Source organism: Pseudoalteromonas sp. P80D2, assembly GCF_036680945.1.
GTDB lineage: Bacteria > Pseudomonadota > Gammaproteobacteria > Enterobacterales > Alteromonadaceae > Pseudoalteromonas > Pseudoalteromonas shioyasakiensis.
Map to the genome: position 1 here is coordinate 38,747 of NZ_JAZDAR010000047.1, position 26,218 is coordinate 64,964.

Below are 26,218 nucleotides of genomic sequence, written 5' to 3' on the forward strand. Positions count from 1 at the left end.
CGTTACTGATTAATTAAAAATGAGTGACCCTAGTGTTGGGTCACTTTAATCATCAGTAAAAAGAAGCCTAAAACTAACGCAGAGGCGATTAAAATATACACAAACCCTTTCTTGCCTTGCTTAATTGGTACACGATTTTGTTTTAAAAATAGGTACCAAGCTACACACAGTACAATTGGCAACAAAAATAATATACGAAACATTTCCTAGCCTTTTTCGGTATTTACATACACTTTAAGCATAAATATGCAGAATTTAAAGTGATACTTTCATCTTGTTACACTTCCAATTGATCAATTTTTTGGTACAGTTAACCAGTTAACTATAGAGCACATGCTTTAATTTTAGCTACACTTAAGCTTGTATACTAAAAAGGTCCATACCTAAAAGGTGGACATTTGTATAATTAATCATTCAAACTGAAAATTATTAGTATATAATGTGTCCAAGAGTGAGACGGGCAAATTTCACTCTTAAATTATTAACTTGAATCATCTAGTAGGAGATGTATTTTATGATGGGTAAAACAGTTTCTTCTGAAGAAAACTCGAAATTAACGAAATGGCTTAAAACTAAGCGTCATGAGAAAGGTCATACAATGCGTAGCCTTGCACAGGTTTTAGGTACGCCGCATTCTTTCATTGGTAAAATTGAAAACCAAGAACGTCGTTTAGATGTAATTGAATTCATGCGTTATTGTGATGCTTTAGAAGTTGACCCGTACGAAGGTCTTAATTTACTTAAAGACGCTTAATTATTCATTACTAAAAGCGAAACGCCGCTTTTAAAGTAATACAAATAGTGCAAGGAAGCGCTATTTAAAGTCTCTCCCTTGCATCACCCTCTCTTTAATCACATACGTATCAGATTTGTTAATTGTTTTGGTGATAGTTGTTTTCTAACGCATAAAGCTTATGACGAATTAAGAATAAAAATACCAGTGATGGGATCACCATCAATGCAGTTAGCACAAAGAACATCGCCCAGTTTCCACCTAACCAGTCATCAATAACCACGCCGCTGTAGCTCGACAGTAAGGTTCTGCCTAAATTACCTAATGAAGCAAGTAGTGCATAGTGGGTCGCACTAAATGCTCTATCACATAACATGGATATAAACGCCACCATGGCAACCAGTGACCAAGCTTGGGTGAAACCATCAATAATAATAGCAAACGCGTACAGGCTTAGTTTAGGACCTGCAATCGCAATCCAAGCAAAGGCAAGGTTTGAGGCTGCCATCGCAATACCACTAATAAACAAGCCTTTTACAATGCCATAGCGTTGATTGAATAAGCTTCCTAAAAAAGTAAAAGCGATGGTGAGCACTGCAGTGCCCACTTTTGAGAAGGTCGCTATGTCACTATTTGAAAAGCCCACTTCTTTATAAAACACGATAGACATTCGCCCTAAAAAGGCTTCACCGATTTTAAATAAGAAAATAAAGGCCAATAATGCCAATGCTGTTTTTACGCCATTACGGGCAAAGAAGGTTCTGAAAGGATCAAAAACGGTTACAGCAAGCCATGCAATAACTTTAGCAAAGCGAGTCTGCGTACTACCAGCTAGCTTTTGTTGATAGGTTTGTTCAAGCTCAGCTTGCACAGCATCACGGTTTGATTCGGGTTCTTTTGCCCACAATACGCTGCTCATTAATAGCAGCATTACCACAGATAAGAAAAAGTAAACTTGTGGCCAATCAATTGAAGGGATGTCGGCCATATAAAATGGCAGGGCGCCTAATAGGGCGTAACCGCTCCACCAACCTGAAGTGGCCATTGCAGCCGCTGCGGTGGCTTTGTGGCTTTCGTTTTCGGCTAAAGTGTCGATACGAAACGCATCAATAGCAATATCTTGAGTCGCAGAAGCGATAGCAATAACTAAACACAGCGCGGCAGCAAACCAGAGGTTGGCCTTGATATCGAGCCCAGCAAGTGAAAAGGTGCCAATAAAAATCACTGACTGGCAAAGTAAAATCCAGCTACGGCGCTGGCCTAGCCAGTTAAATAAAACAGGTAACTTTACACGGTCAACGAGCGGTGACCATAAAAAGTTAATGCTATACGCACCAAACACGATGCCAAATAGCCCGATCATACTGCGGCTTAAGCCTTCGTCTTTTAGCCAAGCCGACATGACAGAGCCAATCAATACCCAAGGAAAGCCACTACTGATACCAAAGATGAATATATTGATTAAACGTTTATCTTTGAAGTACGAGAAATACTCTGAAATAGAAAGGGGTTTTGTCATAGTGTTGCCAGTTTAAGGGGCATGCGCCCCTATTTATTATTGATTAGCGTCAAGCACTTTTACATTTAAGATAACAACAGGATCTTTGGGTACAAAGCTGTAACCTATTTTTTCGTTAAAAGCGGTTTCGACACGCATGATTTTGTCTAGTGTGTCATAGCCATCCATGACCATACCGAATACGGCAAAGCCCCAGTCGCGACCAGGATTAAGATGATCGTTATCGTCCATGTTAAAGAAAAACTGACGAGTACCTGAGTGAGGTTTACGGTCTTGATATGCCATTGCGATGCTATACATATCGTTTTTTAACCCGTTGCCACTTTCATTAAAAATAGGGTCACCTTCGTACAGACCATCATAGTCTTTATCGTAACCACCGCCTTGAATAACAAAATCACGTTCGTTGTCTTCATCACGTTCTACACGGTGAAACACACTACCTTGATAGCTACCGTCGGCAACGTAAGTTAGAAAGTTATTTACGGTTATTGGTGCGCGTGAACGATCCATTTCGACCACAATACTGCCAAGCGTAGTGACAATTTCTACGCGTGGAAACATATTATCTTTTTGAATAAATTTACCCTCAGTCGCTGCGAATGAACTGTGAGCAAAAAACAATATAAAACTAAGTAATAAAATACGCTTCATAGTTAACCTTCTAAATAGGCGATTAATTCTGGGTCAGATACAATGCGGGTAATTATTTGCTCAGTCAACTTATTAAGCTGACCTTCTACTTTTGCACGGTCATGGCTGAGTGGCCCTTCTAGGTTTGCATTACCACGGTATATCTTGCTGAAAGTGCTTGAGTTTCTGATTACTCTTAAGCCTAATTCAATAGTTGCGTCACTTGTGTGAGTCATCATCTTTTCAGTAACAACTGCTTGTAGCTTATGAATATCTAATTCAAAGCGTGTTGTCGCCAAGTTTGATATACTCGCCCCATTACGGCTTAATGCACTGTCTAGAGCGCTTTTCACTGAATCAGTTATACCTGGGCTGGCAAGCGTTTTAGTTTTATCTGATTCAATAATTTTTAGGGTCACGTTGTCGCCGCGTAAATCAATTACGCTAGTACTAACGCTAGTACTAAGGTTTGAAATTTTGCCGCCTTGATAAACGGGGTTTAAAATTAATTGATTGGGTTGGTTGCTACATGCCGCAAGCGCAAGCACCGCACATAAAGGAAGTATTTTTTTCATTTAGTTAGCTCCATTAATTATTCTTTGTTGCACTTAGTACGACAAACTTTTTGTTAGACCCTAACAACTTACAATTGCCGAACATGCGTTTTAACTTTTCATGATAGTCTAGATGACGATTACCAATAATTCTTAATTCACCACCGTGCTTTAATGTGTGTTTTGCCTGTTTGAACATTTGCCATGCAATATGATCAGTAACCGCTTGCGCTTGGTGGAATGGCGGATTACATAAAACGAGGTCAACACTGTTAGGTTGAAAATCGGTTAAGCAATCGTTTTGGACAAACTCACACTGCTCTAATTGCTCTGGTAGGTTGTGAGCGACGTTTAATTTAGCTGATTCAACGGCCATAAACGACTCATCAACGAAGGTCACATGGGCTTTAGGGCAACGCTTTAAAGTCATTAAGCCAACAACACCATTACCACAGCCTAAATCAATGATGCTGCGGGCTTTACTTGTTTGTGGCAAATAGTTAAAGAAAAAGCGCGCGCCAATATCTAGTGAATCTCGTGAAAAAACATTAGCATGGTTTTGTATTTCAAATTCACTGCCTTCAAGTGGCCAGTTAACAGGGAAGGGGGCAACTTTATTAAGGCCGCTGGTTTTACTGATGATTAAGCGGGACTTTTTAACCGCTAAGCTGGTTGATGTTTCACCGATATACTGACTAAAAGCCTTTATAGTTGAGTTGTGAATGTCTTTCGTTTTTCCAGCTGCAATAACATCAATGTCGGCAGGTAAAGCTGCACTGATTGCGGCAAGTTGATGCTGAAGATAGCCTAAATTGCGTGGCACTTTTAATATCACTAAATCAACCTGATTAGGTAATGCTGCTAATGAGTCCAGTTGCGTTAAAGAATCTGTTGATAACTCATTAGCTTGTAAATTATAGCGGGTAGCTTGATGACCAATATACGAGTCGTTAACTGAATAAACTGTTAACGTATTAAAGGCACAGGCTAAAGCGCCAAAACTGTCATTGAGTATCAGGATTGAATTTGCATCTGGATAGTGCTCTTGTACATAATTGACAAGGTACTCATCGCCTGAGTCCCACGCTTGAAGACTGCGATTCTTTTGATCTAACGGAAAGCGTTCTAGGGTATAGGTGTTATCACCGAGCTGTGCTTGGGTGGTCATCATGATTTTACGAATGTATTAATGTATAGGTAAATTCTAACATGCAACAGCCAAACGCCAACCCTAATCATTTACCTGATGGATTTTCTTACCAAGCTAATGCATTGAGTGCACAAAAAAGCCTCGAGTTATTTTACTTTCTTCAGCAACAGCTCAATTGGCAACAACCAACTATAAAAGTGTACGGAAAAAGCCATGTGATCCCACGTTTGCAATGCTTTATTGCTGATCAGAACGTAAGTTATGGTTACTCGGGTTCACAGTTAATCGTTGAGCCATGGCCGGAGGTGCTTGATGCTATGCGTGTACGCTTATCAAGAACTTTGCAGATACCATTCAATGCGCTTTTAGTTAATTTGTATCGAGATGGTCATGATTGTATGGGCTGGCATAGTGACGATGAGAAAGAACTTGGGGAGCAACCGACAATCGCTTCTGTATCACTAGGGGCCGAACGGATATTTAAAATAAAGCACAAACATAATAATGAACAACATAGCATTGTGCTGCAAAGTGGCAGCTGTTTAATCATGAATGGTTTTAGCCAGCGCGATTACCAGCATAGTTTGCCAAAGCAGCAAAGACTCAAACACCCTCGAATTAACCTCACCTTTCGTTCAATCATATAAAATCATTGGCAAAATGAGTCATGCCCTTGATATAGTAGCTGCCAATTATTTTCTTATTAAAGGTCTATGACACATGTCAATGCAACAACAAATTGAGCAAAAGCTTGCTGCGGGTATCGAATGTAAACACCTGAATGTTGTCAATGAAAGCCATATGCATAGCCGTGGAACTGAATCGCATTTTAAAGTGGTGGTTGTGAGTGAAGAATTTGCAGGTAAACGTTTACTTGCACGTCATCGTCAAATTAATGAGCTATTAAAAGATGAATTAGCAAACCATATTCATGCATTAGCGATTCATACATTTACTCCCGAAGAGTTTAGTGAACAACATGGACAGGCACCTGAATCACCTAAATGCTTAGGTGGCTCAAAGTTCGACTAATTTAGCAGGACAGCCACCTAAAGTTAGAAGGACAGTCACTCAAAGTTAGCAGGACAGTCACTCAAAGTTAGCAGGACAGTCACTCAAAGTTAGAAGGACAGTCACTCTAAACTGCTTGTCACTTGGGGTTTTAAGCTCGAAAGATTTAAGTGGGTCTGAAAAGTTTTACTGATCAGACCTGTATTTTAACTATTAGCCTTTAAACTAGCGCTAATTTTTATTGTGATAGATATAGGATGATCAATGGTCATTAAGCCGAAAATTCGTGGATTTATCTGCACTAACGCGCATCCAGTAGGGTGTGCTGAGCACGTACAAGAACAAATTAATTATGTGAAAGCGCAAGGACCACTGAGCAATGCACCTAAGAATGTATTAGTGATTGGTGCGTCTACAGGTTACGGCCTAGCATCACGTATCACAGCTGCATTTGGTGGCGGTGCTAAAACGTTAGGTATTTTCTTTGAAAAAGAAGGTAGCGAACGCAAAACGGGTTCTGCAGGTTGGTACAACACTGCAGCATTCCAAGCAGCCGCTGAAGAAGCTGGTTTATGGTCTAAAAATATCAATGGCGATGCGTTTTCTAACGAAATCAAGCAAAAAGCAATTGATACTATCAAAGCTGATCTAGGTAAAATTGATTTAGTTATCTACAGCCTAGCGTCACCTCGTCGTACTGATCCAAATACAGGCGAAACTTACTCATCAACACTTAAGCCTATTGGCTCAGATATCACAACGAAGAACCTAAACACTTCAAAGCGTGTGATTGATGAAGTAACGGTTGAAGCAGCAAGTCAAGAAGACATCGACAATACAATTAAAGTAATGGGCGGTGAAGATTGGGAAATGTGGATTGACGCATTAAAAGAAGCGGATGTGCTAGCTGATAACTTCAAAACGACTGCTTACACTTATATCGGTAAAGAGTTAACGTGGCCAATTTACGGTCATGCGACAATTGGTAAAGCGAAAGAAGATCTTGACCGTGCAACTCAAGCAATCAAAGAGTCTACAAAAGGCTTAAATGGTGAAGCGTATGTTTCTTCATTAAATGCGGTTGTGACACAAGCAAGCTCGGCAATTCCAATTATGCCTTTATATATCTCTGCTTTATTCAAAGTAATGAAAGCAGACGGGACATATGAAGGTACCATTGAGCAAATTCACTCACTATTTACTGAAAACCTTTACGGTGAAACCCCACGTTTTGACGAAGGTGGTCATTTATTCCAAAACTACAAAGAGTTAGAAGATGATGTTCAAGCTCGTGTACAACATGTTTGGGATACAGTAGATACAGATACGATTGACGAATTAACGGATTACGTGGGTTACCACAATGAATTTTTACGTTTATTCGGTTTTGGTATCGACAGTGTAGATTACGAGCAAGATGTGAATCCTGATGTTGCGATTTCACAGCTGATCGATTAATCACTGAACAAACTTGATTTTGTAAAGTCGCTTTTTTAAGCGACTTTTTTGTTTATGGGTGAAAATAAAACATCATCAATAGCACTTTGGTCTATATTGAATTTTATTCAAAAGGTTTTTGTAGTCTAAATAACCGTATCTGTCGTATAAATTTCATATTTGCTCTCGCATAGTCACCCTGATTGATGTTAAAATTCGGGCAATATATGTGAGGAGTTTACTGCGTTGCTTGTTTGGGGTGTTAAACAGGCTATTCTTTGATACTTAGAGTTTAACTTGAGCATATCAAATGGCGACGTGGTTGGTACGATTTTTCAGTTTCTTTCCGTTAATGTAATGCAAGTGCGTATGATCAACATAAAAAAAGGTCTGGATTTACCGATAGAGGGCGCACCTCAGCAAGTTATTCACGATGGTTCTGCCGTCAAACGTGTAGCTGTGCTAGGTGAAGAATATATTGGTATGCGTCCAACCATGCATGTTCGCGTGGATGACCAAGTCAAAAAAGGCCAGGTACTTTTTGAAGACAAAAAGAACCCAGGCGTCTTATTTACTGCACCAGCTTCTGGGGTAGTTAAAGAAATCAATCGTGGTGCTAAACGTGTGCTGCAATCTGTTGTTATTGAAGTTAATGGCAGTGAGCAAATCACCTTTGACTCTTTCAAGGCCGACGAGCTTTCGGGCTTAGACCGTGAAAAAGTTAAAGAAGTACTAGTTCAGTCAGGTCAATGGACAGCACTACGTGCTCGCCCATTCAGCAGAGTAGCTGCTTTGGATGCAAATCCTAGCTCTATCTTTGTAACGGCTATCGACACTAACCCGCTAGCTGCAGATCCTGCAGTAATCATTGCTGAGAACACTCAAGCATTTGAAGCTGGTTTAGCTGTGGTATCTCGTTTAACTGACGGCAAAGTATTTGTTTGTAAACAAGCTGGTAGCCAAGTGCCTAGTTCATCAATCCCTCAAGTAGAAGTACATGAGTTTGGTGGCAAGCATCCGGCAGGTCTTGTTGGTACACACATTCATAACTTAGACCCAGTTTCTGCAAGCAAGCAGGTTTGGCACTTAGGTTACCAAGACGTAATCGCGTTTGGTAATTTATTCCTAACAGGTGAAATCTTCACAGACCGTGTTGTTTCTCTTGCTGGTCCACGTGTTAAAAACCCACGCTTAGTGAAAACTCAGCTAGGTGCATCTTTAGATGATTTAGTTGCTGGTGAATTAGAAGACGGTGATAACCGTGTAATTTCTGGTTCTGTATTATCAGGCGCTATTTCTCAAGGTCCACACGCGTTCTTAGGTCGTTACCATGTTCAAGTATCTGTATTACTTGAAGGTCGCGAAAAAGAGCTATTCGGTTGGATCGCACCAGGTGCTAACAAGTTCTCAGTAACACGTACCTTCTTATCTCACCTTGCTCCTAGCCGTCTATTTAACATGACGACTTCAACAGGTGGTTCGAAGCGTGCCATGGTTCCAATTGGTAGCTATGAGCGTGTTATGCCTTTAGACATCCTACCTACACTATTATTACGTGATTTAATCGCACGTGATCTTGATGGTGCTATTTCGTTAGGTGCGCTAGAGCTTGATGAAGAAGATTTAGCATTATGTACCTTCGTTTGTCCAGGTAAATACGAGTACGGTTCAATCCTACGCGATTGCTTGACTACGATCGAGAAGGAAGGCTAGAGAGATGGGTTTAAAGAAATTTCTAGAAGATATTGAGCCGCATTTTGAACCGGGTGGTAAACACGAAAAATGGTATGCGCTTTACGAAGCTGCAGCGACTATTTTCTACACGCCTGGTTATGTAAATAAAGGCAAAACACACGTTCGCGATAACATCGACCTAAAACGTATGATGATTTTAGTGTGGATGGCGACGTTCCCTGCAATGTTCTTTGGTATGTTCAACATCGGTCATCAGGCCGCTGGTGCTTTAGCGCAAGGTTTTGAACTAGCAAACACATGGCAAGTTGGTCTGTTCCAATTATTCGGTGGTGAATTAACTGCTGACTCTGGTTGGGGCGCGAAAATGTTTTACGGTGCCTGCTTCTTCCTACCAATATACGCAGTAACATTTGCTGTGGGTGGTTTCTGGGAAGTATTATTTGCTTCAGTGCGTAAGCACGAAGTAAATGAAGGTTTCTTCGTAACATCTGTATTATTCGCACTGATCCTGCCTGCGACGATTCCTTTATGGCAAGTTGCACTAGGTATTACGTTTGGTGTTGTAATCGCTAAAGAAATCTTTGGTGGTACAGGTCGTAACTTCCTTAACCCTGCTCTTGCCGGTCGTGCGTTCTTATTCTTCGCATACCCTGCGCAAATTTCAGGTGACACAGTATGGACAGCAGTAGATTCATTCTCTGGTGCAACTATGCTTGGCCAAGCTGTTGTTGGTTCACTTGATTACAGCAACATGGAGCTATGGTGGAATGCGTTCTACGGTTTCATTCAAGGTTCTGTAGGTGAAACGTCAACACTAGCACTATTAATCGGTGGTTTATTCCTAATTTATGTGCGTATCGCTTCATGGCGTATCGTACTAGGTGTATTCCTAGGTATGGTTGCAACGGCATTCTTACTAAATACAATTGGTTCAGAAACCAACGCTGTATTTGCTATGCCTTGGCACTGGCACTTAGTTCTTGGTGGTTTTGCATTTGGTATGTTCTTCATGGCAACAGACCCAGTATCTGCATCATTCACAGACAAAGGTAAGTTCGCTTACGGTGCGTTAATCGGCTTTATGGTTGTAATGATCCGTGTTGTTAACCCGGCATTCCCAGAAGGTATGATGCTAGCAATCTTATTTGCTAACTTATTTGCACCATTATTCGATCACTTTGTAGTGCAAGCTAATATCAAGCGGAGGTTGGCACGTAATGTCTAGTAATAACGAATCAATCGGCAAAACGCTAACCGTTGTTGTTGCACTATGTTTAGTGTGTGCAATCATCGTATCGTTTGCTTCAGTTCAGCTTCGTCCTTTACAGCAAGCTAACAAAACACAAGATATTCAACGCAATATCTTAGCGGCTGCAGGCATTGAAGTATCAGGTACTGTGTCAGATACCTTTAACTCAAAAATTGAAGCACGTGTTGTAGACATGAACACAGGTGAGTTTGTTGAAGGTGCTGATCCTAACTCATTTGACTTCGAGAAAACAAAATTCGACCAAGCTCGTAGCTTTGCGTTGAAAGCAGAAGGAATTAAAGACATCGCTGGTATTCAGCGTATGACAAAAAATTCACCTGTATATATTTCGAAGAAACCTGATGGTTCTACAGACGCAATCATTCTACCAATCCAAGGTTATGGCCTTTGGGGTGTAATGTACGGCTTCTTAGCGCTTGAAAGCGATGGTGAAACAGTTAAAAACATCAACTTCTTCAAGCACAACGAAACGCCAGGTCTAGGTGGTGAAATTCAAAATCCACAATGGACTGCTAAATGGCAAGGTAAAGAGTTACCAATCAATATCATGAAGAGCGGTGCGAAGAACGAACATCAAATCGATGGTCTTTCTGGTGCAACATTAACTTCAAACGGTGTTGATCACACAGTTGACTTCTGGACTGGCGAGCATGGCTTTGGTCCATTCCTTGCGAAAGTACGTGAAGGAGCGTTGAAATAATGGCTGATACTAAAGAAATGAAGTCGGTCCTATTTGGCCCGGTATTCGCAAATAACCCGATCGCATTACAAGTACTAGGTATTTGTTCTGCGCTAGCGGTAACATCAAGCTTAAAAAATGCACTAATCATGTCAATCGCATTGACACTAGTAACTGCGTTTTCTAGCTTGTTTATTTCGTCAATTCGTAACCACATCCCATCATCTGTACGTATCATCGTGCAAATGACGATCATCGCATCACTTGTAATCGTTGTTGACCAAGTACTGCAAGCATTCTCTTATGCAACTGCTAAAGAGCTTTCAGTATTCGTTGGTCTAATCATTACAAACTGTATCGTAATGGGTCGTGCTGAAGCATACGCAATGAAGTCACCACCGTTAATGTCTTTCTTAGATGGTATCGGTAACGGTTTAGGCTACTCAGTAGTACTACTAACTGTTGGCTTCATCCGTGAGTTATTCGGTAAAGGTTCACTATTCGGTGTTGATATTATCCCATTAGTACAAAATGGTGGCTGGTATCAACCAATGGGTCTATTGATTTTACCACCGAGTGCATTCTTCATTATTGGTTTATTCATCTGGGTACTTCGTACCTTCAAGAAAGACCAAGTAGAAGCAAAAGCGTAAGGGGCGAGCAGTGGAACATTATATTAGTTTATTTGTAAAAGCGGTTTTCATTGAAAACTTAGCTTTAGCCTTCTTCCTAGGTATGTGTACTTTCCTTGCTGTATCAAAGAAAGTAACAACGTCAATCGGCCTAGGTGTGGCAGTTATCGTGGTACTAGGTATCTCAGTACCTGTAAATAACTTGGTTTATCACGCTGTTCTTGCACCTGGTGCATTAGAGTGGCTTGGCTACCCAGAAGCAGACCTTAGCTTCTTACGTTTCTTGACTTTCATCGGTGTTATTGCAGCACTTGTACAAATTCTTGAAATGGCATTAGATAAGTTCTTCCCTGCACTTTACAACGCGTTAGGTATCTTCTTACCACTGATCACAGTTAACTGTGCGATCTTCGGTGCGGTATCTTTCATGGTTGAGCGTAACTATAACTTCGGCGAGTCTGTTGTTTATGGTATCGGTTCAGGTGTGGGCTGGGCACTAGCAATTACTTTACTTGCTGGTATCCGTGAAAAAATGAAGTACTCAGACGTTCCTGATGGCTTACGTGGTTTAGGTATTACTTTCATCACTGTTGGTCTTATGGGTCTTGGCTTTATGTCATTCTCTGGTATTTCACTTTAATAGGTAGCGAGGATAAATCATGAATGAGATTTTCTTAGGCGTTGGTGTTTTCATCGCTATCGTTGTTATTTTAGTTTTAGTTATCATTGGTGCTAAATCTAAATTAGTAGCAAGCGGCGATATCATCATCGGAATTAATGGCGATCCAGAAAAAGCTATTAAAACATCTGCAGGTAGCAAGCTATTAGGCGCGCTAGCTGATTCAGGTATCTTCGTTTCATCTGCATGTGGTGGCGGTGGCTCTTGTGGTCAGTGTCGTGTACACATCAAAGAAGGTGGCGGCGATATCTTACCAACAGAACTTGATCACATCTCTAAAGGTGAAGCTCGTGAAGGCTGCCGTTTAGCGTGTCAGGTAAATGTTAAGAACGACATGGAAATTGAACTTGAAGAGTCAATTTTCGGTGTTAAGAAGTGGGACTGTACTGTTATCTCTAACGATAACAAGGCAACGTTCATCAAGGAACTTAAGTTACAAATTCCTGATGGCGAGTCAGTACCTTTCCGTGCCGGTGGTTATATTCAAATTGAAGCACCAGCTCACCACGTTAAATACGCTGATTTCGATATTCCAGAAGAGTATCGTGGCGACTGGAACCACTTCGGTTTCTTCGATCTGGAGTCTAAAGTAGACGACGAAACAATTCGTGCATACTCAATGGCTAACTACCCAGAAGAAGAAGGCATCATCATGCTTAACGTGCGTATCGCTACGCCGCCGCCAAGAGACCTAAGCCTTCCATGTGGTAAAATGTCTTCGTACATTTGGTCATTAAAAGAAGGTGATAAAGTGACTATTTCTGGCCCATTCGGTGAGTTCTTCGCGAAAGACACTGATGCAGAAATGGTATTCGTAGGTGGTGGTGCAGGTATGGCACCAATGCGTTCACATATCTTTGACCAACTTAAGCGTTTAAAATCTAAGCGTAAGATGAGCTTCTGGTATGGTGCGCGTTCTAAGCGTGAAATGTTCTACGTAGAAGATTTCGATGGCTTAGCAGCAGAAAACGATAACTTTGTATGGCACACAGCACTGTCTGATCCACAACCAGAAGATAACTGGGAAGGTTACACAGGCTTCATCCATAACGTACTTTATGAAAACTACTTGAAAGATCATGAAGCGCCAGAAGATTGTGAGTTCTACATGTGTGGTCCTCCAATGATGAACGCGGCTGTTATCAACATGCTTAAAGATCTTGGTGTAGAAGACGAAAACATCTTATTAGATGACTTCGGTGGCTAACACCATACACAAAACAATAAGTTTTGGTTAGAATACAGGCCTCGTAGCACATAGTGTTACGAGGCTTTTTTATTTCTATACCTAACCCTGTGGTATCTAAAAGGTGAATGCTATGAATAGAGTGTTTTATCGCCAAGGCTTGATGGCCTTTTTTCTATTAACAATGACTTTACTCATGGCTGGCTGCAGCCAAGCTGATAAGGCTGAAGAGCTTTATTTTGAAGGTAAGACGATGGGCACCACTTATCATATTAAGGTGTTTGCAGAGTCTTCAAAGGTTGCAGGTGTTGATTTACATCCTGAAATTAAGCAAGTACTTAAAGATGTAAACCAATCTATGTCAACTTACATTCCCGATTCAGAAATTAACCAGTTCAACCAGTTACCAGCAGGGCAGGTAATGCCAATAAGCGCTGATTTTAGAAACGTGGTAGCTGAATCAATTCGCCTTGGCGAATCAACAAAAACGTTAGATGTGACTATGGGGCCACTTATTGACTTGTGGGGCTTTGGTCCAGATAAAAAGCCGACTAAACGCCCAAGCGATGAAGACTTGGCTGCAATGGTTGCCAAAATTGGTGTTGATAAGCTTGAACTTACAGATGCTGGTCTGATGAAAACAATTGATGGCTTAGAGCTGTCGTTTTCTGCTACAGCAAAAGGCTATGGTATTGATAAAGTAGCACAAGTGATAGAAAGCCATGGTTTCACTAATTATATGGTTGAGATAGGTGGTGAGCTTCGTGTGTCGGGTATTAAGCCTAACAACATCTCCTGGAAAATTGCAATTGAACAGCCTGATGCTGAGCCTGGCGTGCGTAAAGTGCATAAAGTAATTGAGCCGGGCACTAATGGTATTGCGACATCAGGTGATTACCGAATTTTTTACGAAATGGATGGTGTTACCTATAGTCACTTAATTGACCCTGTAACAGGCATGCCGAGCCGTCATGATTTGGTATCAGTTACTGTTTTACACCCATCAGCGATGACTGCAGATGGCTTAGCTACGGCAATCACTGTGATGGGCATGGAAAAAGCGCAGAAATACGCTGAAGAGCACGATTTGCCGGTGTACTTAATTGGTAAGTCAGACAATGGCTTAGTAACTTATTCAAGCCCTGCATTTAAACCGTATTTGTAGCAGGGCAAGAAGCAGTGCATATCCAAGTTACCTCAAGATGCAGAATTCAGCGTTTCACAGGTGCTTAATATCAAGGCGTTCAGTCCCTTTTAAGAAGTAACAACGATGAGAGTAAGCGCCTGTGAAGTGCCCAAAGGGTTGGTTTAAAAGCGATTTATACTGCGTTATTGATTTTAACAATAGAACCACTATTGCTTGCAATCAATGCCTTGCCTAAATCGCTTTTAATTCCAACTGAAACTCGCACCTTGAGGTGGTTTGGGTATATAATACATGCAGCCTAATTAGTTGGGCTCGATTTAATTGCTGACGATAGGGGCAAAGCAATGTCACTTTTTCTTCTTACATTTGGTCTACTTATTTTAATTGTGGCAGCGATGGCTGTCGGCATGATTGTGCAAAAGAAATCTATGGCCAGTAGTTGTGGTGGCCTAGGCGCTGTTGGTATCGACAAAGCCTGCGACTGCGACGACCCATGTGACAAGCGTAAAAAGCGCATGGCAAAAGAACAAGCCTGGAAAGAGAATCAAATTCTTTAACCACAGAAAAAGCGCCTAAAAGCGCTTTTTTAATACCTAAATTTTACAAGGACAGTCACTGTTAAATTTTCTGAGACAGCGACTCTCTTTTATAAGCCCAGTCATTGTTAAATATATTTTATGTGGACAGTCATCTTTAATTTTAAATTTAGTTTTTTGACTGCTTTTAGACGTTGATCATTTTAGCTTTAACTCGATGACTTGAACGTACTCTTCATTATCAAACTTCAAACTTTCTAGTGTAATTGCGCTCTCAAGTTGTTTAAAGTTAACTGGTTCTGAGGTTTTTAAATTAGTTGCAGACTTGATAGGGGTTGCAAGTTCTATACTTAATGTATCTGCTTGCCAGTTGAGAATATGAATAAAAATACTCTCATTGTTATGGGTACTTACTCCCCAGTTTTGTGGGGAAATAGGGCCGCCTCGAGTACCGTATATACTTTTACCGAACACCTTCAGCCACTGGCCAATTTCTGCAAACGTTTTTAGGTTTTCTGGTTGGATCTTGCCGTTAGGCATAGGCCCAGTATTTAGTAAATAATTAGAGTTTCTTCCTGCGGCACTTACTAAGGTTTGCACGAGCTCTTTAGTCGTCTTGTAATTATCATCAGTTAAACTGAATCCCCAGCTACCGTTCATTGTTTGTGCCATTTCTAAAGGTAATTCACCTAATCGTTCTTGATTAGTAGGAAGCTGTTGTTCAAAGCCCTGATAATCTTCTCCCGGAACAGTAAATCTATGATGGTTATTTACGATTAAGGTTGCTGGTTGTAATTCATGGATCATTTTATAAGTGCGTTGTAGTTGCCAGTTATCCCAATTGTGGGAGTCTTCTTGATCCCACCAACCATCAAACCAAATACCACCAATTGGGCCATATTGAGTTAAAAGTTCTTTTAATTGCGCATCTTGAAATTGCAGGTATTTTTCCCAGTCACCACTTTTTTCTCGCTTAGTGTAATGGCCTGTTCGGCCCCATGGGTAGTAATCTGGGTGATGCCAATCAAGCTGAGAGTAGTAAAAGAAAAGTTGTAAACCATGTTTATGAGCTGAATTAGCAAGCTCTTTTATAGGGTCTTTTTTATAAGGTGTACTATCGACAATATCAAAGTTAGAAACTTTACTGTCGTACATAGCAAACCCATCATGATGCTTTGAAGTAATAACAATATACTTTGCTCCAGCATCTTTAAACGCCTTAACCCATTGATCTGCATCGAAGCCTGTTGGGTTAAAAAATTCAGCTAAACGCTGATACTTAGGGCCTGAAATTCGTAAGTCTTCCATGATCCACTCGGCTCCATATGGGCTTCCTACACCACCAAGCTGGCTATACAGCCCCCAATGTAAAAAGATGCCAAACTTATTATCTTGAAAACGTTCTCGGGCTTTTAAGTTTTCAGGAGCTGGTGTGTAGGCTTGTGCTTTATCTGGGTCAATTGCGACGCCTGTCCCAGCATGCCCTACACTTGAAAATATAAGCAAAGCTATTATCAGCAAGCAGTTAAATGTATTCACTTTATACCTCATAAACTAGGTTCTTTACTTAAAAGTAGCAGGAAATCATTGGCCCAAAAATAAAGGCAATTATGCATATTCGAAAATTTTATATATGCAGAAACATAGAAATACGACGTTAAAAGTAAAACTCATTAGCACGGACAGTCACTTTTATCTGTTAACTTAATCTTGCGGCAAAACGGATTTTGTCTACACTTTAGTTACAGCTAATGCATTTCAAATTATCAGTTCAAGGAGTGAACGATGGCTTTAGCAAGGAAGCGGCAAATCTGTTTGTCGAACACCAAGTATTATCATTGTGTATCCCGTTGCGTTAGACGCGCTTACCTTTGTGGAGAAGACGCACTCACTGGTAAATCATATGAACACCGCCGAGGATGGGTCGAAGATCGCCTACTTTTTCTTGCGAAGGTATTTTGTATTGATGTATGTGCTTATGCCGTGATGAGCAATCATACGCATCTTGTTATTTATGTTGATGATAAAAAAGCAAACAGGTTATCGGATAAAACCATTCTATTACGTTGGTTTAAGCTCAGTAAAGCAACGCCTTTAGGTCAAAAATTCCTTCATGGTCAGCCGTTAAGTGACGGCCAACAAGTCTTCTTAAATAAAGAGGTTGCTGAATACAGAGCGCGCCTTTCGAACATTAGTTGGTTCATGCGAATGCTTAATGAATATATTGCCAGACGTGCAAATAGAGAAGACGAGTGTACGGGTCACTTTTGGGAGGGGCGTTTCAAAAGCCAAGCGCTCCTTGATGAGTCAGCACTTTTAGCATGTATGGCCTATGTTGATTTAAACCCTGTTCGTGCTAAAGCTGCGAGCACGCCGGAGCAATCGGACTATACCAGCTTTAAAAAGCGATTCCAGAGTGCGAAGGAGTCAAAGCAACCTAAGGTACTAGCTCGTTTTATTGGTGGCATGAGTAAGTATAAATCAAAGGGTATACCTTTTGAGTTAAAGTCATACTTGTTACTGGTAGAGCAAACTGGGCGTTGTATCAGCGCGGATAAGCCGGGATATATAGAGCATCATTTACCTCCTATTCTTGAAAGGCTAAATTTCGAAGCTGAAAGCTGGTTAACACTAACAACCCACTTTGAAAACTTATTTCATGGAGCTGTAGGTCGAGTGGATGCAATTGAAAATTATTGCAGTAAAACTGCTCGTAAGCGACGAAGTAACCTAGCAAGCTGTAAGTTATTACTTGCTAGTTAATCTTAAATTTCTCTCGACTTTTATTTTTTGCAAACTCTTGCAGCTAATTTGTGCTTTTAATTCTCATAAAGCTAAATCTTTTATATTGGTTTTTATTATTAGATTAAGCTAATAGGGTGCTTTGCCTGCACAGCTATTATTTTAGGTTACAAATTTAAGGTATTTGGAGGTTTAACAGGCACTTTTAACAGTGCCTGTCCTTTTAAATCGTGTTCAATCTAAATTAATTAGCTCAGCCCCTAAAACTGCGTACTTATTTTTGCCATTTGCTTGTAAGAAAAAGGCGGCAGGCGCATGAAGTGAAGGTATTGATGTAAATACACTTTTGCATGCGTAAACTGGCCAATTTGTGGCGTTTTCTAGCATATTAATATCGCCAGAAAAGCAACTATACCCTTGTATTAAAAGCTCTTTATATCTATTTTCGGTAAGCGTTAACGGCTCATTTAATACAAAGCTGTTACCTACCTTAAAGTTCAGGCTGCTTGCATCTAAACTTGTGTAACCTTGGCGGATACTGCTTATATCACCCAATTCTTTAATGATGGGTGACTGTCCTTTGTTGTTTATTGCAATATCTATCTGGTAATCGCCAAGTTCACTCTTTACAGTCACATCGTCTATTAGTAAGTCTACCCAATTGTCTTTAGCGTTAAATGGTATAGCGTGGTACTGGGCTATTTTAGCGCTTTTCCATTCTCCTAAAGTTATTGAATCAATGGCCTTTTTATATAAAACACGGTTAACTTTACGTGCTATTTGGCGATTTGGGTCGTTTGGGTAAGCGCCTGATTCAATTAATATAGTTCGGATACCTTTTTCCGAAAAAGTATCTCCAAAACTGCGATAAGAGTAACTGTCGTTGTACTTGCCTAAGTGCCCCGGGATCATTGTTTCAACTGTTTTGGCTAAGTGGGCAATAAACTGCATAGCCTCACCACGACTTTTATTTACTTCTCTTGCTTCATTATAGGCGGGTGCTAGCACTGAAATGGTGGCTTGTTTTCCCATTTTACCTGCACCGTAATAGGCATTCTGATCATGTAAGTTAAAGCCAAAGTCAGGTTTGAATGCATCTGCCGCAGCCATGAGTATTTGCCCTTCTTTTGTGCGAAGAGCTTTTGCATCACGATTTAAATCAATACCTTGTGCATTATGGCGGGTTTGAACAGCAGCGCCATCCGGGTTCACCATAGGGATTATGAGAAGAGTTATTTTCTGTTGCCAGCTTTCTAGCCATTGTGCGTTTTCATCTGCGGTTATAAAGCTTAAAAAATCCATTAGTGCGGCAGTAGCTGTGTTTTCGTCGCCGTGCATTTGGCTCCACATCATCACTTTGATTGGGCCTGTGCCGATTTTAAGAGAGTTAAGTGCCTGTCCTTGGAAAGAGGTGCCTAATTGTTTTAGTGTAACGCTTGGGTGTTTTGCTGCGCTTTTTAAGTGTGGCTCTATATCGGCGTAGTAAATCGCAGGTTTATCTAAGCCAGCTACAGCGGTGTCTTCAATCGTACTTGCGAATGTCGTGTTACTTAATACTAAAAGGGCTGTGGCGAGTGCATATAGGCGCATAATTATCTCTTTTATTCTTTATTTTAATGTTATTAAGAATATTATATTTTTTATGGTTTGGCTAATCCTTGTTCAGTATTAAAGCTTTGATTGCTACTGACTAAGTATGTTTTAAAACGCTATTTTTATGCTATTTTCTTTTTCTTCATTGCTTTTCGCTATATAAAATACAGTATTACTTTTAAATACTTAGCTGTAATAAGGTTGGTTTTTTACAGTTTGTTATCAAATGGCTAAATAATACTTAACCATGTGCTGTTAAATTCTACTTGTACCGTCTGTTGACTTTGTTATACTCCACATCGAAATTTCAGTAATTACTGAAACTTTATTGATGAAGATCATGTTACCGCATTAAAAAATAGGGTAAGCCACTTACCTCAAATGCAGTAAAAGCGATAAAAAGGCGTGAGTTTTGCGAGCAATTAATCAGTCACAAGGTGTCAAACAGTCTAGCTTAGCTAGATTGCAATTGGCTGCGCGTGCGTTTTTTGCTGGTAAAGAGCTAATGTCAGTTTTAGCCTTGTTGCTGATTAATTCAGCGATGCTAATCAACGGTACATTAGAAGATGCTCAAGGGCTAAGAAGTTTATTAAGCGAAGGTGCTTTATACGAAGCACCATTGCTTAACGTGTTGAGTTTTTTAGCTTACCCTGTGGTGTCTTGCCAATTACTTATTGGTTTATGCTGGTTGGTCTTCCATTTCTTCCCTGCGCGTCGTGCAGGTGTCATTTTACGTAAAGCGGCCTTCGCTGCGCGTGAAACGATAAAGTCTTTAGTAGTACACAGCGCTCATGGCTGTCGTGCTCCTCCTCGTGTAAGTGGTTGTCTGTAAATGAGCTTTGTTGCTTAAGTTCAGCCATTTTAGTCATTTTCTAAGTTGTCTTTACTAAGCACCTAGTGGGATTTTTACGCCCAAATTTCAGTCAGCCAACCTAATAAAATCCCTCACTTTTTAGCGTGCCTTTTTGTCGTGCTCGTTATTCAGCCGAGGGATATCTGTAGCATCTGTTGCAGAAAAGCGTCGTGTTCTTATTTCGACAAGTGTTAACTTTTAGGTTGTAGGATATTCCTTTGTCAATTCGAAACCTTTGTAATATTGCTCTAGCGTCTTTAGTGCTGGCTTTGTCTGGCTGTAAAGGCGGGGTACTCGATCCAAAAGGTCAAATTGGTGTCGACGAGAAGTATTTAATTATCGTAGCTACGGTGTTAATGCTGATTGTTGTGATTCCAGTTATTGCCATGACAATTTATTTTGCATGGAAATACCGTGATGGACGAGATCAAGAAATTTACGCTCCAAAGTGGGCGCACTCTAATAAGATTGAAGCTGTAGTTTGGACCATTCCTATCATCATCGTTGCGATTTTAGGTGTGATCACGTGGCAGTCAACGCAACAACTTGACCCATATAAACCACTTGAGGGTAAAGGTAAGCACCTTACTGTTGAGGTTGTTTCTTTGAACTGGAAATGGTTATTCATTTATCCAGAACAAGGCATCGCCACAGTGAATGAGCTTGTTTTTCCTGCCAATGTGCCAGTGCAGTACAAAATCACCTCAGAAAGCACCATGAACTCGTTTTTCATTCCACAGCTTGGTAGCCAAATTTATTCAATGGCCGGTATGGAAACAAAGCTTCACTTAATCGCTGATGAGCCGGGTACTTTTAAAGGCTTTTCTGCTAACTACAGTGGTGCAGGTTTCACTGGTATGAAGTTCGATGCCATTGCAACAGCCACAGAAGCTGATTTCGATGCTTGGGTAAACAAAGTAAAAAATACCGGTTCTGCATTGACTAAGCAAAGCTATGTTGAACTTGCAAAACCAAGTGAATACGACCCAGTTAAATACTATGCCAGCGTAGATAAAGATATGTTCCATTCAATCGTAATGAAATATATGCAAGCGCATGGCTCTCACGGTGCAATGCAACACGCTATGCCAGAGCACTCAGCTCATAAAAAGCACAGCGAGGACGAGGAATAATCATGTCGTTGTTAGGTAAATTAACATTAGACGCAATCCCGTTTCATGAACCAATTATCATGGTTACCATGACGGTTGTTGCTGTCTTAGGTCTGTTAGTGGCAGGCTTAGTAACAAAATATAAAAAGTGGGGCGTGATTTGGCACGACTGGATCACCTCAATTGACCATAAGCGTTTAGGTGTGATGTACATCATTCTTGCGCTTATCATGCTTTTCCGTGGTTTCGCGGATGCCATTATGATGCGACTGCAATTAGCAATGGCTACCGGCGGTGCAAGTGGTTACTTACCACCAGAACACTATGATCAAATCTTTACGGCGCACGGGGTGATCATGATCATCTTTATGGCGATGCCGTTTATGATTGGTTTAATGAACATCATCTTACCGTTGCAAATTGGTGCTCGTGATGTTGCATTCCCATTCTTAAATAACCTTAGCTTTTGGTTAACTGCTGGCGGTGCAATCCTAATCAATATCTCATTATTCTTTGGTGAGTTTGCGAAAACGGGTTGGGTGGCATATCCACCATTGTCAGAGTTGTCATTCAGTCCGGGTGTCGGGGTCGATTATTATATATGGGCCTTGCAGATATCCGGCTTGGGTACCTTATTAACTTCGGTAAACTTCTTAGCGACTGTATTTAAAATGCGTGCACCAGGCATGACATTAATGAAAATGCCTATTTTTACTTGGGCATGTACGTGGGCGAATATCTTAATTGCAGCATCGTTCCCAATTTTAACAGCGGTACTGGCAATGCTAACGCTTGATCGTTATCTCGATTTCCACTTCTTCACGAATGAATTAGGTGGTAACGCGATGATGTACATCAACTTATTCTGGGCCTGGGGTCACCCTGAGGTTTACATTCTGATCTTACCTGCGTTTGGTATTTTCTCAGAAGTTATCTCAACGTTTGCGGGTAAACGCCTGTTTGGTTATAAGTCGATGGTTTATGCAAGCGGTGCAATTTCGATTTTAGGTTTCATCGTTTGGCTTCACCACTTCTTTACTATGGGCTCAAGCGCTAACGTTAATGCCTTCTTTGGTGTTATGACCATGGTTATTGCGGTACCGACCGGGGTTAAGTTGTTTAACTGGTTATTCACTATGTATCGTGGTCGTTTACGTATTACTGTGCCTGTCCTTTGGACTTTAGGTTTTATGGTGACGTTCACTATCGGTGGTATGACCGGCGTGTTACTTGCTATTCCTGGTGCTGACTACGTATTACATAACAGCTTATTCTTAATCGCTCACTTCCATAACACCATCATTGGTGGTGCGGTATTTGGTTATTTAGCTGGTTTTGCGTTTTGGTTCCCTAAAGCAATGGGCTTCAAACTTGACGAGAGCTGGGGCAGACGATCTTTCTGGTGCTGGTTAATTGGTTTCTTCGTGGCATTTATGCCGTTATACGTACTTGGTTTCTTAGGTATGACACGTCGCTTAAACCACACGAACAACCCTGATTGGAACATTTGGTTATACATTGCAGCTGGTGGTGCGGTGATCATTATGTTCGGTATCTTGTTCCAAGTTGTGCAACTTGTAGTGAGCTTCAAAAACCGCGAGCAACTTGATGATACAACGGGCGATCCGTGGAATGGTCATACCCTTGAGTGGGCATCGGCTTCACCTCCGCAGTACTACAACTTTGCGAAAATCCCTCATGTTGATGACATCGATGCGTGGACAGACATGAAAGAAAAAGGCTTAGCTTACAAGCAAGAAGACTCTTATAGCCCAATCCATATGCCAAAGAATACATCGGCAGGTGTATTAATGAGCGCAGCTTTAACAACCTTCTGTTTTGCCATGATCTGGCACATTTGGTGGCTTGCAGCCTTTGGTTTACTGGGTGCTATCGTGGTGTTCATCAAACGTTGTTACATCAGCGATGTTGATTACTACGTGCAACCAGATGAAATTGTTGAACTGGAAACGGCTCACAATACAGCCGCTACGAAGGAGGTGAATGCATGAGTAGCATTTCTGCAGGACTCGACACCTTAAACGGCGCACACGGTCATGTCGATGCACATGACCATGAGCACCACGATACAGGTGGTAACACCGTATTTGGTTTTTGGCTTTACCTTATGACTGACTGTTTGTTGTTTGCATCATTCTTTGCAACCTACGCAGTATTGTTCATGAACACTGCTGGCGGTGTGTCGGGTAAAGACATTTTTGAACTTGATTTTGTTGCGGTTGAAACCGCAGCTCTACTACTTAGTAGTATCACTTTTGGTTTCGCGATGATTTCTGCTCATGGGCAGAAAAAGGCGGCTACGTTAACTTGGTTGCTGGTTACTTTTGCCTTTGGTGCAGTGTTTATTGGTATGGAAGTTTACGAATTCCATCACCTAATTGCGCACGGTAATGGCCCTCAGCAAAGTGCCTTTTTAACATCGTTCTTCTCTTTGGTGGGCTTACATGGTCTTCACGTAACAGCTGGTCTTATTTGGATGACTGTCCTGATGATTGAAGTTGTGCGCCGTGGTTTAAACCCACAAACAGTGACACGCCTAAGTTGTTTAAGCCTATTCTGGCACTTCTTAGATGTGGTGTGGATCTGTGTATTTACCGTTGTTTATTTAATGGGAGCAATGTAATGAGCCACAGTGAATCACATGTAATGAATAACTTAGAAGTTCATGCACATAACGAACAATCACATGGCAGTGTTAAAGACTATTTAATTGGTTTTGTATTGTCAGTGGTTTTAACGGCTATTCCATTTTGGGCTGTGATGAGTGGTTCGTTTTCTAAAACGACCACTGCATGGTGCATCGTGAGCATGGCGATTGTGCAAATTTGGGTGCATTTGAAATATTTCTTACACCTAAACTTCAAAACTGAAGACGGCAAGGCAAGTTCATTGTCGTTTATCTTTAGTGCTTTAATCATTGTAATGGTGGTTGGTTTGTCGGTGTGGATCATCTACGAATCGAACGCCATGATGATGTACTAATAACAATTACTTGGTAATTGGTAAAAGATTTACGAAAGGAGCTGGTTAGTCTGAGGTTGTGTCTCCAGTTCTCACAGTCTGTTACTAACTAGTTTCTTTCGTAATATTGCGTTTGTGCTGAAAATTAGAGGAGTCGAGGAAGTGTTTCGACGTTATTTAAATGTCACTAAACCTGGCATTATCATGGGCAATTTGATCTCTGTCGCGGGGGGATTCTTGCTAGCCTCTCGTGGTGATGTTGACCCATGGTTAATGATCGCAACCTTACTAGGGTTATCTTTAGTAGTGGCATCAGGATGCGCGATTAATAACGTAATTGATCGTGATATTGATGTTGCTATGGCGCGCACTCGCAAACGCGTCACAGTGACTGGCGAAATGTCAGCAAAGGCGGCTATGGCACATGGCATCGTGCTTGGTGTTATTGGTTTCGGATTATTAGCAGTGTATACCAACGTAGTGGCACTCTTATTTGCTACTTTTGGTTACGTCATCTACGTAGGTGTGTACAGCTTATACATGAAACGTCGTTCTGTGTACGGCACCTTTGTAGGAAGTTTATCTGGCGCAGTACCACCTGTAGTGGGTTATTGTGCCGTAACTGGGCAGTTTGATGCTGGTGCTGTGATTTTATTGGTTATGTTTAGTCTATGGCAAATGCCTCATTCATATGCAATTGCAATCTTTCGTTATAACGACTACCAAGCGGCCAGAATTCCCGTGTTACCAGTAGCTCAGGGGATCGAGAAGGCAAAGCATCACATTGTTTTATATATCGCCGTGTATGCGTTGGTTGTGATGTTATTAACCATTAGTGGTTATACAGGTTTAGCCTTTATGGCTGTAGCCTGTACAACGAGTTTTTGGTGGTTGCTAATGGCGCTTCGTGGCTATCGTCGCAATATTGACGTAAGCGGCTGGGCGCGCCAAGTGTTTGCTTTTTCAATTGTAAACATCACGGTTTTGAGCATAGCTATGGCTTTAGATTACCATTCGGTAGCTCCACAGCTACTTGTTTTAACTTAGAAAAAAGTTGCTAACATATCCCAATGTTACAGTAGCAAAGGCCCGGTTTTTTCTCCACCGGGCCTTTTTTCTTTGTTGTTTTTAAAATCGAGCAGCTTGCTCTACCACAATGCCATGACGAGCCGCTAAACGGCGATGGTCTTTATCATAACCACCCCCAATTACGGTTGCGACAGGTACATTGTGCTCAAGGCAACGTTTGAGAACTAAATGGTCCCGTTGTGCTATCCCTTGCCAGCTTATATCAAGTTTTCCTAAGCCATCTTGCTGCCACACATCTACACCTGCATCATAAAGCACTAAATCTGGGTTTAGGGTGTTTAATAAATAACTCAGCGTATCGTCAACAATGCCTAGGTATTTATTATCAGCGACATTCGGTGCTAAACCTATGTCTAAATCGCTGGCTGACTTTCGAAACGGAAAATTCTTTTCACAGTGAATAGAGCAGGTATAAGCATAGGGCTGATGCGCCAGCATTGCTGCAGTACCATCACCTTGATGAACATCTAGGTCAAAAATAAGTATATTGGTCACTTCACCACTTTTTATCAGGGTTTCGCTGGTAAAAGCGAGATCGTTTACCATGCAATAGCCTGAGCCAAAATCAGTATGGGCATGATGAGTGCCACCGGCTAAGTGACAAGCGATGCCATGTTTAAGTGCTAAACGTGCTGTTTGTAAGGTGCCTAGAGGCGCAGTAAAGGTACGTGCCATCAGCTCTTTTGACCAAGGTAAGCCAATACGGCGCATCGCTTTTTCATCTAAGCGGTTGTGCCAAAGGTCGTGGATATAGTTTTCGCAGTGCACTAATTCAAGAGGTTCAGGGCTGCCAAGCACTGGTTGAGTTAGGTTGTCATTTATTAATCCAAGGTTTTGCACATGCTCATATAAATAAGCAAACTTACTCATTACAAAGCGATGGTTAGGATCGAAACTAAACGAATAATTAGGATGATACACCAAGGGTAAGTGGGGATTTAACTGCATAGCTCATTGAATAGCTGAATTTGCTACAGCATAACGAA

27 protein-coding genes are annotated in these 26,218 nt (G+C 41.1%); 19 read left to right on the forward strand and 8 right to left on the reverse strand.

Annotated features, from left to right (window positions below; genetic code table 11):
- Nucleotides 1-29 precede the first annotated feature (29 nt).
- Nucleotides 30-203, reverse strand: a complete 174-nt coding sequence (locus VRK28_RS12120; protein WP_165385093.1) for a hypothetical protein — start codon at nucleotides 201-203, stop codon at nucleotides 30-32.
- 311 nt (nucleotides 204-514) lie between these two features.
- Between VRK28_RS12120 and VRK28_RS12125 the strand changes: the two genes are divergently transcribed.
- Nucleotides 515-754: a helix-turn-helix domain-containing protein gene (locus VRK28_RS12125; protein WP_054562310.1), complete on the forward strand. Its 240-nt coding sequence runs from the start codon at nucleotides 515-517 to the stop codon at nucleotides 752-754.
- Between the two features lie 118 nt (nucleotides 755-872).
- Here VRK28_RS12125 and VRK28_RS12130 read toward each other — a convergent pair whose 3' ends face one another.
- The 4 genes from VRK28_RS12130 to VRK28_RS12145 are packed head-to-tail and all read right to left on the reverse strand — an operon-like array spanning nucleotide 873 to nucleotide 4,607.
- On the reverse strand, nucleotides 873-2,252 hold the full coding sequence (locus tag VRK28_RS12130; RefSeq protein ID WP_054562309.1) for an AmpG family muropeptide MFS transporter: 1,380 nt from the start codon (nucleotides 2,250-2,252) through the stop codon (nucleotides 873-875).
- Nucleotides 2,253-2,288: 36 nt separating this feature from the next.
- Entirely contained in the window at nucleotides 2,289-2,906 is a 618-nt protein-coding gene (locus VRK28_RS12135; protein WP_054562308.1) for a peptidylprolyl isomerase, read from the reverse strand.
- Between the two features lie 2 nt (nucleotides 2,907-2,908).
- Complete coding sequence (locus tag VRK28_RS12140) at nucleotides 2,909-3,460, reverse strand: YajG family lipoprotein (protein WP_054562307.1); 552 nt, start codon at nucleotides 3,458-3,460, stop codon at nucleotides 2,909-2,911.
- 13 nt (nucleotides 3,461-3,473) lie between these two features.
- On the reverse strand, nucleotides 3,474-4,607 hold the full coding sequence (locus VRK28_RS12145) for a methyltransferase (protein ID WP_054562349.1): 1,134 nt from the start codon (nucleotides 4,605-4,607) through the stop codon (nucleotides 3,474-3,476).
- A 41-nt stretch (nucleotides 4,608-4,648) separates the two neighbouring features.
- On the opposite strand from VRK28_RS12145, the gene VRK28_RS12150 reads away from it, so the two are divergent.
- The 11 genes from VRK28_RS12150 to nqrM all read left to right on the forward strand — a co-directional run bounded on the left by VRK28_RS12150 (nucleotide 4,649) and on the right by nqrM (nucleotide 14,882).
- The gene (locus VRK28_RS12150) at nucleotides 4,649-5,236 is read left to right on the forward strand and encodes an alpha-ketoglutarate-dependent dioxygenase AlkB family protein (protein WP_062566710.1); all 588 of its coding nucleotides are present in this window, start codon (nucleotides 4,649-4,651) and stop codon (nucleotides 5,234-5,236) included.
- 73 nt (nucleotides 5,237-5,309) lie between these two features.
- Nucleotides 5,310-5,621 (forward strand): BolA family protein, encoded by a 312-nt coding sequence (locus tag VRK28_RS12155; RefSeq protein WP_054554277.1) that lies wholly within the window; start codon nucleotides 5,310-5,312, stop codon nucleotides 5,619-5,621.
- A gap of 243 nt (nucleotides 5,622-5,864) precedes the next feature.
- Nucleotides 5,865-7,058 carry an enoyl-ACP reductase FabV gene (fabV, locus tag VRK28_RS12160; protein ID WP_058586502.1) on the forward strand — a complete coding sequence of 398 codons (1,194 nt, stop codon included), beginning with the start codon at nucleotides 5,865-5,867 and terminating at the stop codon, nucleotides 7,056-7,058.
- Nucleotides 7,059-7,406: 348 nt separating this feature from the next.
- Nucleotides 7,407-8,750 carry a Na(+)-translocating NADH-quinone reductase subunit A gene (locus tag VRK28_RS12165; protein WP_054562348.1) on the forward strand — a complete coding sequence of 448 codons (1,344 nt, stop codon included), beginning with the start codon at nucleotides 7,407-7,409 and terminating at the stop codon, nucleotides 8,748-8,750.
- Between the two features lie 4 nt (nucleotides 8,751-8,754).
- The gene (locus tag VRK28_RS12170) at nucleotides 8,755-9,957 is read left to right on the forward strand and encodes an NADH:ubiquinone reductase (Na(+)-transporting) subunit B (RefSeq protein ID WP_062566711.1); all 1,203 of its coding nucleotides are present in this window, start codon (nucleotides 8,755-8,757) and stop codon (nucleotides 9,955-9,957) included.
- A complete protein-coding gene (locus tag VRK28_RS12175; RefSeq protein WP_054562304.1) occupies nucleotides 9,950-10,702 on the forward strand; it encodes a Na(+)-translocating NADH-quinone reductase subunit C in 753 nt (250 codons plus the stop codon). Before VRK28_RS12170 ends, VRK28_RS12175 begins: the two co-directional genes overlap by 8 nt.
- The gene (locus VRK28_RS12180) at nucleotides 10,702-11,334 is read left to right on the forward strand and encodes an NADH:ubiquinone reductase (Na(+)-transporting) subunit D (RefSeq protein WP_054554281.1); all 633 of its coding nucleotides are present in this window, start codon (nucleotides 10,702-10,704) and stop codon (nucleotides 11,332-11,334) included. The genes VRK28_RS12175 and VRK28_RS12180 overlap by 1 nt, the downstream gene beginning before the upstream one ends.
- A 10-nt stretch (nucleotides 11,335-11,344) precedes the next feature.
- A complete protein-coding gene (gene nqrE, locus VRK28_RS12185; RefSeq protein WP_016708692.1) occupies nucleotides 11,345-11,953 on the forward strand; it encodes an NADH:ubiquinone reductase (Na(+)-transporting) subunit E in 609 nt (202 codons plus the stop codon).
- Between the two features lie 19 nt (nucleotides 11,954-11,972).
- Nucleotides 11,973-13,199 carry an NADH:ubiquinone reductase (Na(+)-transporting) subunit F gene (gene nqrF / locus VRK28_RS12190; protein ID WP_054562303.1) on the forward strand — a complete coding sequence of 409 codons (1,227 nt, stop codon included), beginning with the start codon at nucleotides 11,973-11,975 and terminating at the stop codon, nucleotides 13,197-13,199.
- Nucleotides 13,200-13,311: 112 nt separating this feature from the next.
- A complete protein-coding gene (locus VRK28_RS12195; RefSeq protein WP_304638029.1) occupies nucleotides 13,312-14,343 on the forward strand; it encodes an FAD:protein FMN transferase in 1,032 nt (343 codons plus the stop codon).
- Nucleotides 14,344-14,669: 326 nt separating this feature from the next.
- Nucleotides 14,670-14,882, forward strand: coding sequence for a (Na+)-NQR maturation NqrM (gene nqrM, locus VRK28_RS12200; protein ID WP_036966498.1), 213 nt, complete (start codon nucleotides 14,670-14,672; stop codon nucleotides 14,880-14,882).
- 177 nt (nucleotides 14,883-15,059) lie between these two features.
- Here the strand turns inward: nqrM and VRK28_RS12205 are convergent, their stop codons facing one another.
- Entirely contained in the window at nucleotides 15,060-16,400 is a 1,341-nt protein-coding gene (locus VRK28_RS12205; RefSeq protein ID WP_208855500.1) for an alpha-L-fucosidase, read from the reverse strand.
- 246 nt (nucleotides 16,401-16,646) lie between these two features.
- On the opposite strand from VRK28_RS12205, the gene VRK28_RS12210 reads away from it, so the two are divergent.
- On the forward strand, nucleotides 16,647-17,624 hold the full coding sequence (locus tag VRK28_RS12210; protein WP_062566713.1) for a transposase: 978 nt from the start codon (nucleotides 16,647-16,649) through the stop codon (nucleotides 17,622-17,624).
- A gap of 213 nt (nucleotides 17,625-17,837) precedes the next feature.
- Here the strand turns inward: VRK28_RS12210 and VRK28_RS12215 are convergent, their stop codons facing one another.
- On the reverse strand, nucleotides 17,838-19,193 hold the full coding sequence (locus VRK28_RS12215) for a M14 family metallopeptidase (protein ID WP_062566714.1): 1,356 nt from the start codon (nucleotides 19,191-19,193) through the stop codon (nucleotides 17,838-17,840).
- A 415-nt stretch (nucleotides 19,194-19,608) separates the two neighbouring features.
- On the opposite strand from VRK28_RS12215, the gene VRK28_RS12220 reads away from it, so the two are divergent.
- The 6 genes from VRK28_RS12220 to cyoE all read left to right on the forward strand — a co-directional run bounded on the left by VRK28_RS12220 (nucleotide 19,609) and on the right by cyoE (nucleotide 25,190).
- On the forward strand, nucleotides 19,609-20,028 hold the full coding sequence (locus VRK28_RS12220; protein ID WP_062566715.1) for a hypothetical protein: 420 nt from the start codon (nucleotides 19,609-19,611) through the stop codon (nucleotides 20,026-20,028).
- Between the two features lie 239 nt (nucleotides 20,029-20,267).
- The gene (gene cyoA, locus VRK28_RS12225; RefSeq protein WP_054562298.1) at nucleotides 20,268-21,182 is read left to right on the forward strand and encodes a ubiquinol oxidase subunit II; all 915 of its coding nucleotides are present in this window, start codon (nucleotides 20,268-20,270) and stop codon (nucleotides 21,180-21,182) included.
- Nucleotides 21,183-21,184: 2 nt separating this feature from the next.
- Nucleotides 21,185-23,173 carry a cytochrome o ubiquinol oxidase subunit I gene (gene cyoB, locus VRK28_RS12230; protein ID WP_062566716.1) on the forward strand — a complete coding sequence of 663 codons (1,989 nt, stop codon included), beginning with the start codon at nucleotides 21,185-21,187 and terminating at the stop codon, nucleotides 23,171-23,173.
- Nucleotides 23,170-23,805: a cytochrome o ubiquinol oxidase subunit III gene (cyoC, locus tag VRK28_RS12235; protein ID WP_054554290.1), complete on the forward strand. Its 636-nt coding sequence runs from the start codon at nucleotides 23,170-23,172 to the stop codon at nucleotides 23,803-23,805. Before cyoB ends, cyoC begins: the two co-directional genes overlap by 4 nt.
- Nucleotides 23,805-24,164, forward strand: a complete 360-nt coding sequence (gene cyoD, locus VRK28_RS12240; RefSeq protein WP_062566717.1) for a cytochrome o ubiquinol oxidase subunit IV — start codon at nucleotides 23,805-23,807, stop codon at nucleotides 24,162-24,164. The genes cyoC and cyoD overlap by 1 nt, the downstream gene beginning before the upstream one ends.
- Before the next feature lie 141 nt (nucleotides 24,165-24,305).
- Nucleotides 24,306-25,190, forward strand: a complete 885-nt coding sequence (cyoE, locus tag VRK28_RS12245; RefSeq protein ID WP_062566718.1) for a heme o synthase — start codon at nucleotides 24,306-24,308, stop codon at nucleotides 25,188-25,190.
- A gap of 81 nt (nucleotides 25,191-25,271) precedes the next feature.
- Here cyoE and VRK28_RS12250 read toward each other — a convergent pair whose 3' ends face one another.
- Entirely contained in the window at nucleotides 25,272-26,180 is a 909-nt protein-coding gene (locus VRK28_RS12250; protein WP_332394009.1) for a histone deacetylase family protein, read from the reverse strand.
- Nucleotides 26,181-26,218 lie beyond the last annotated feature (38 nt).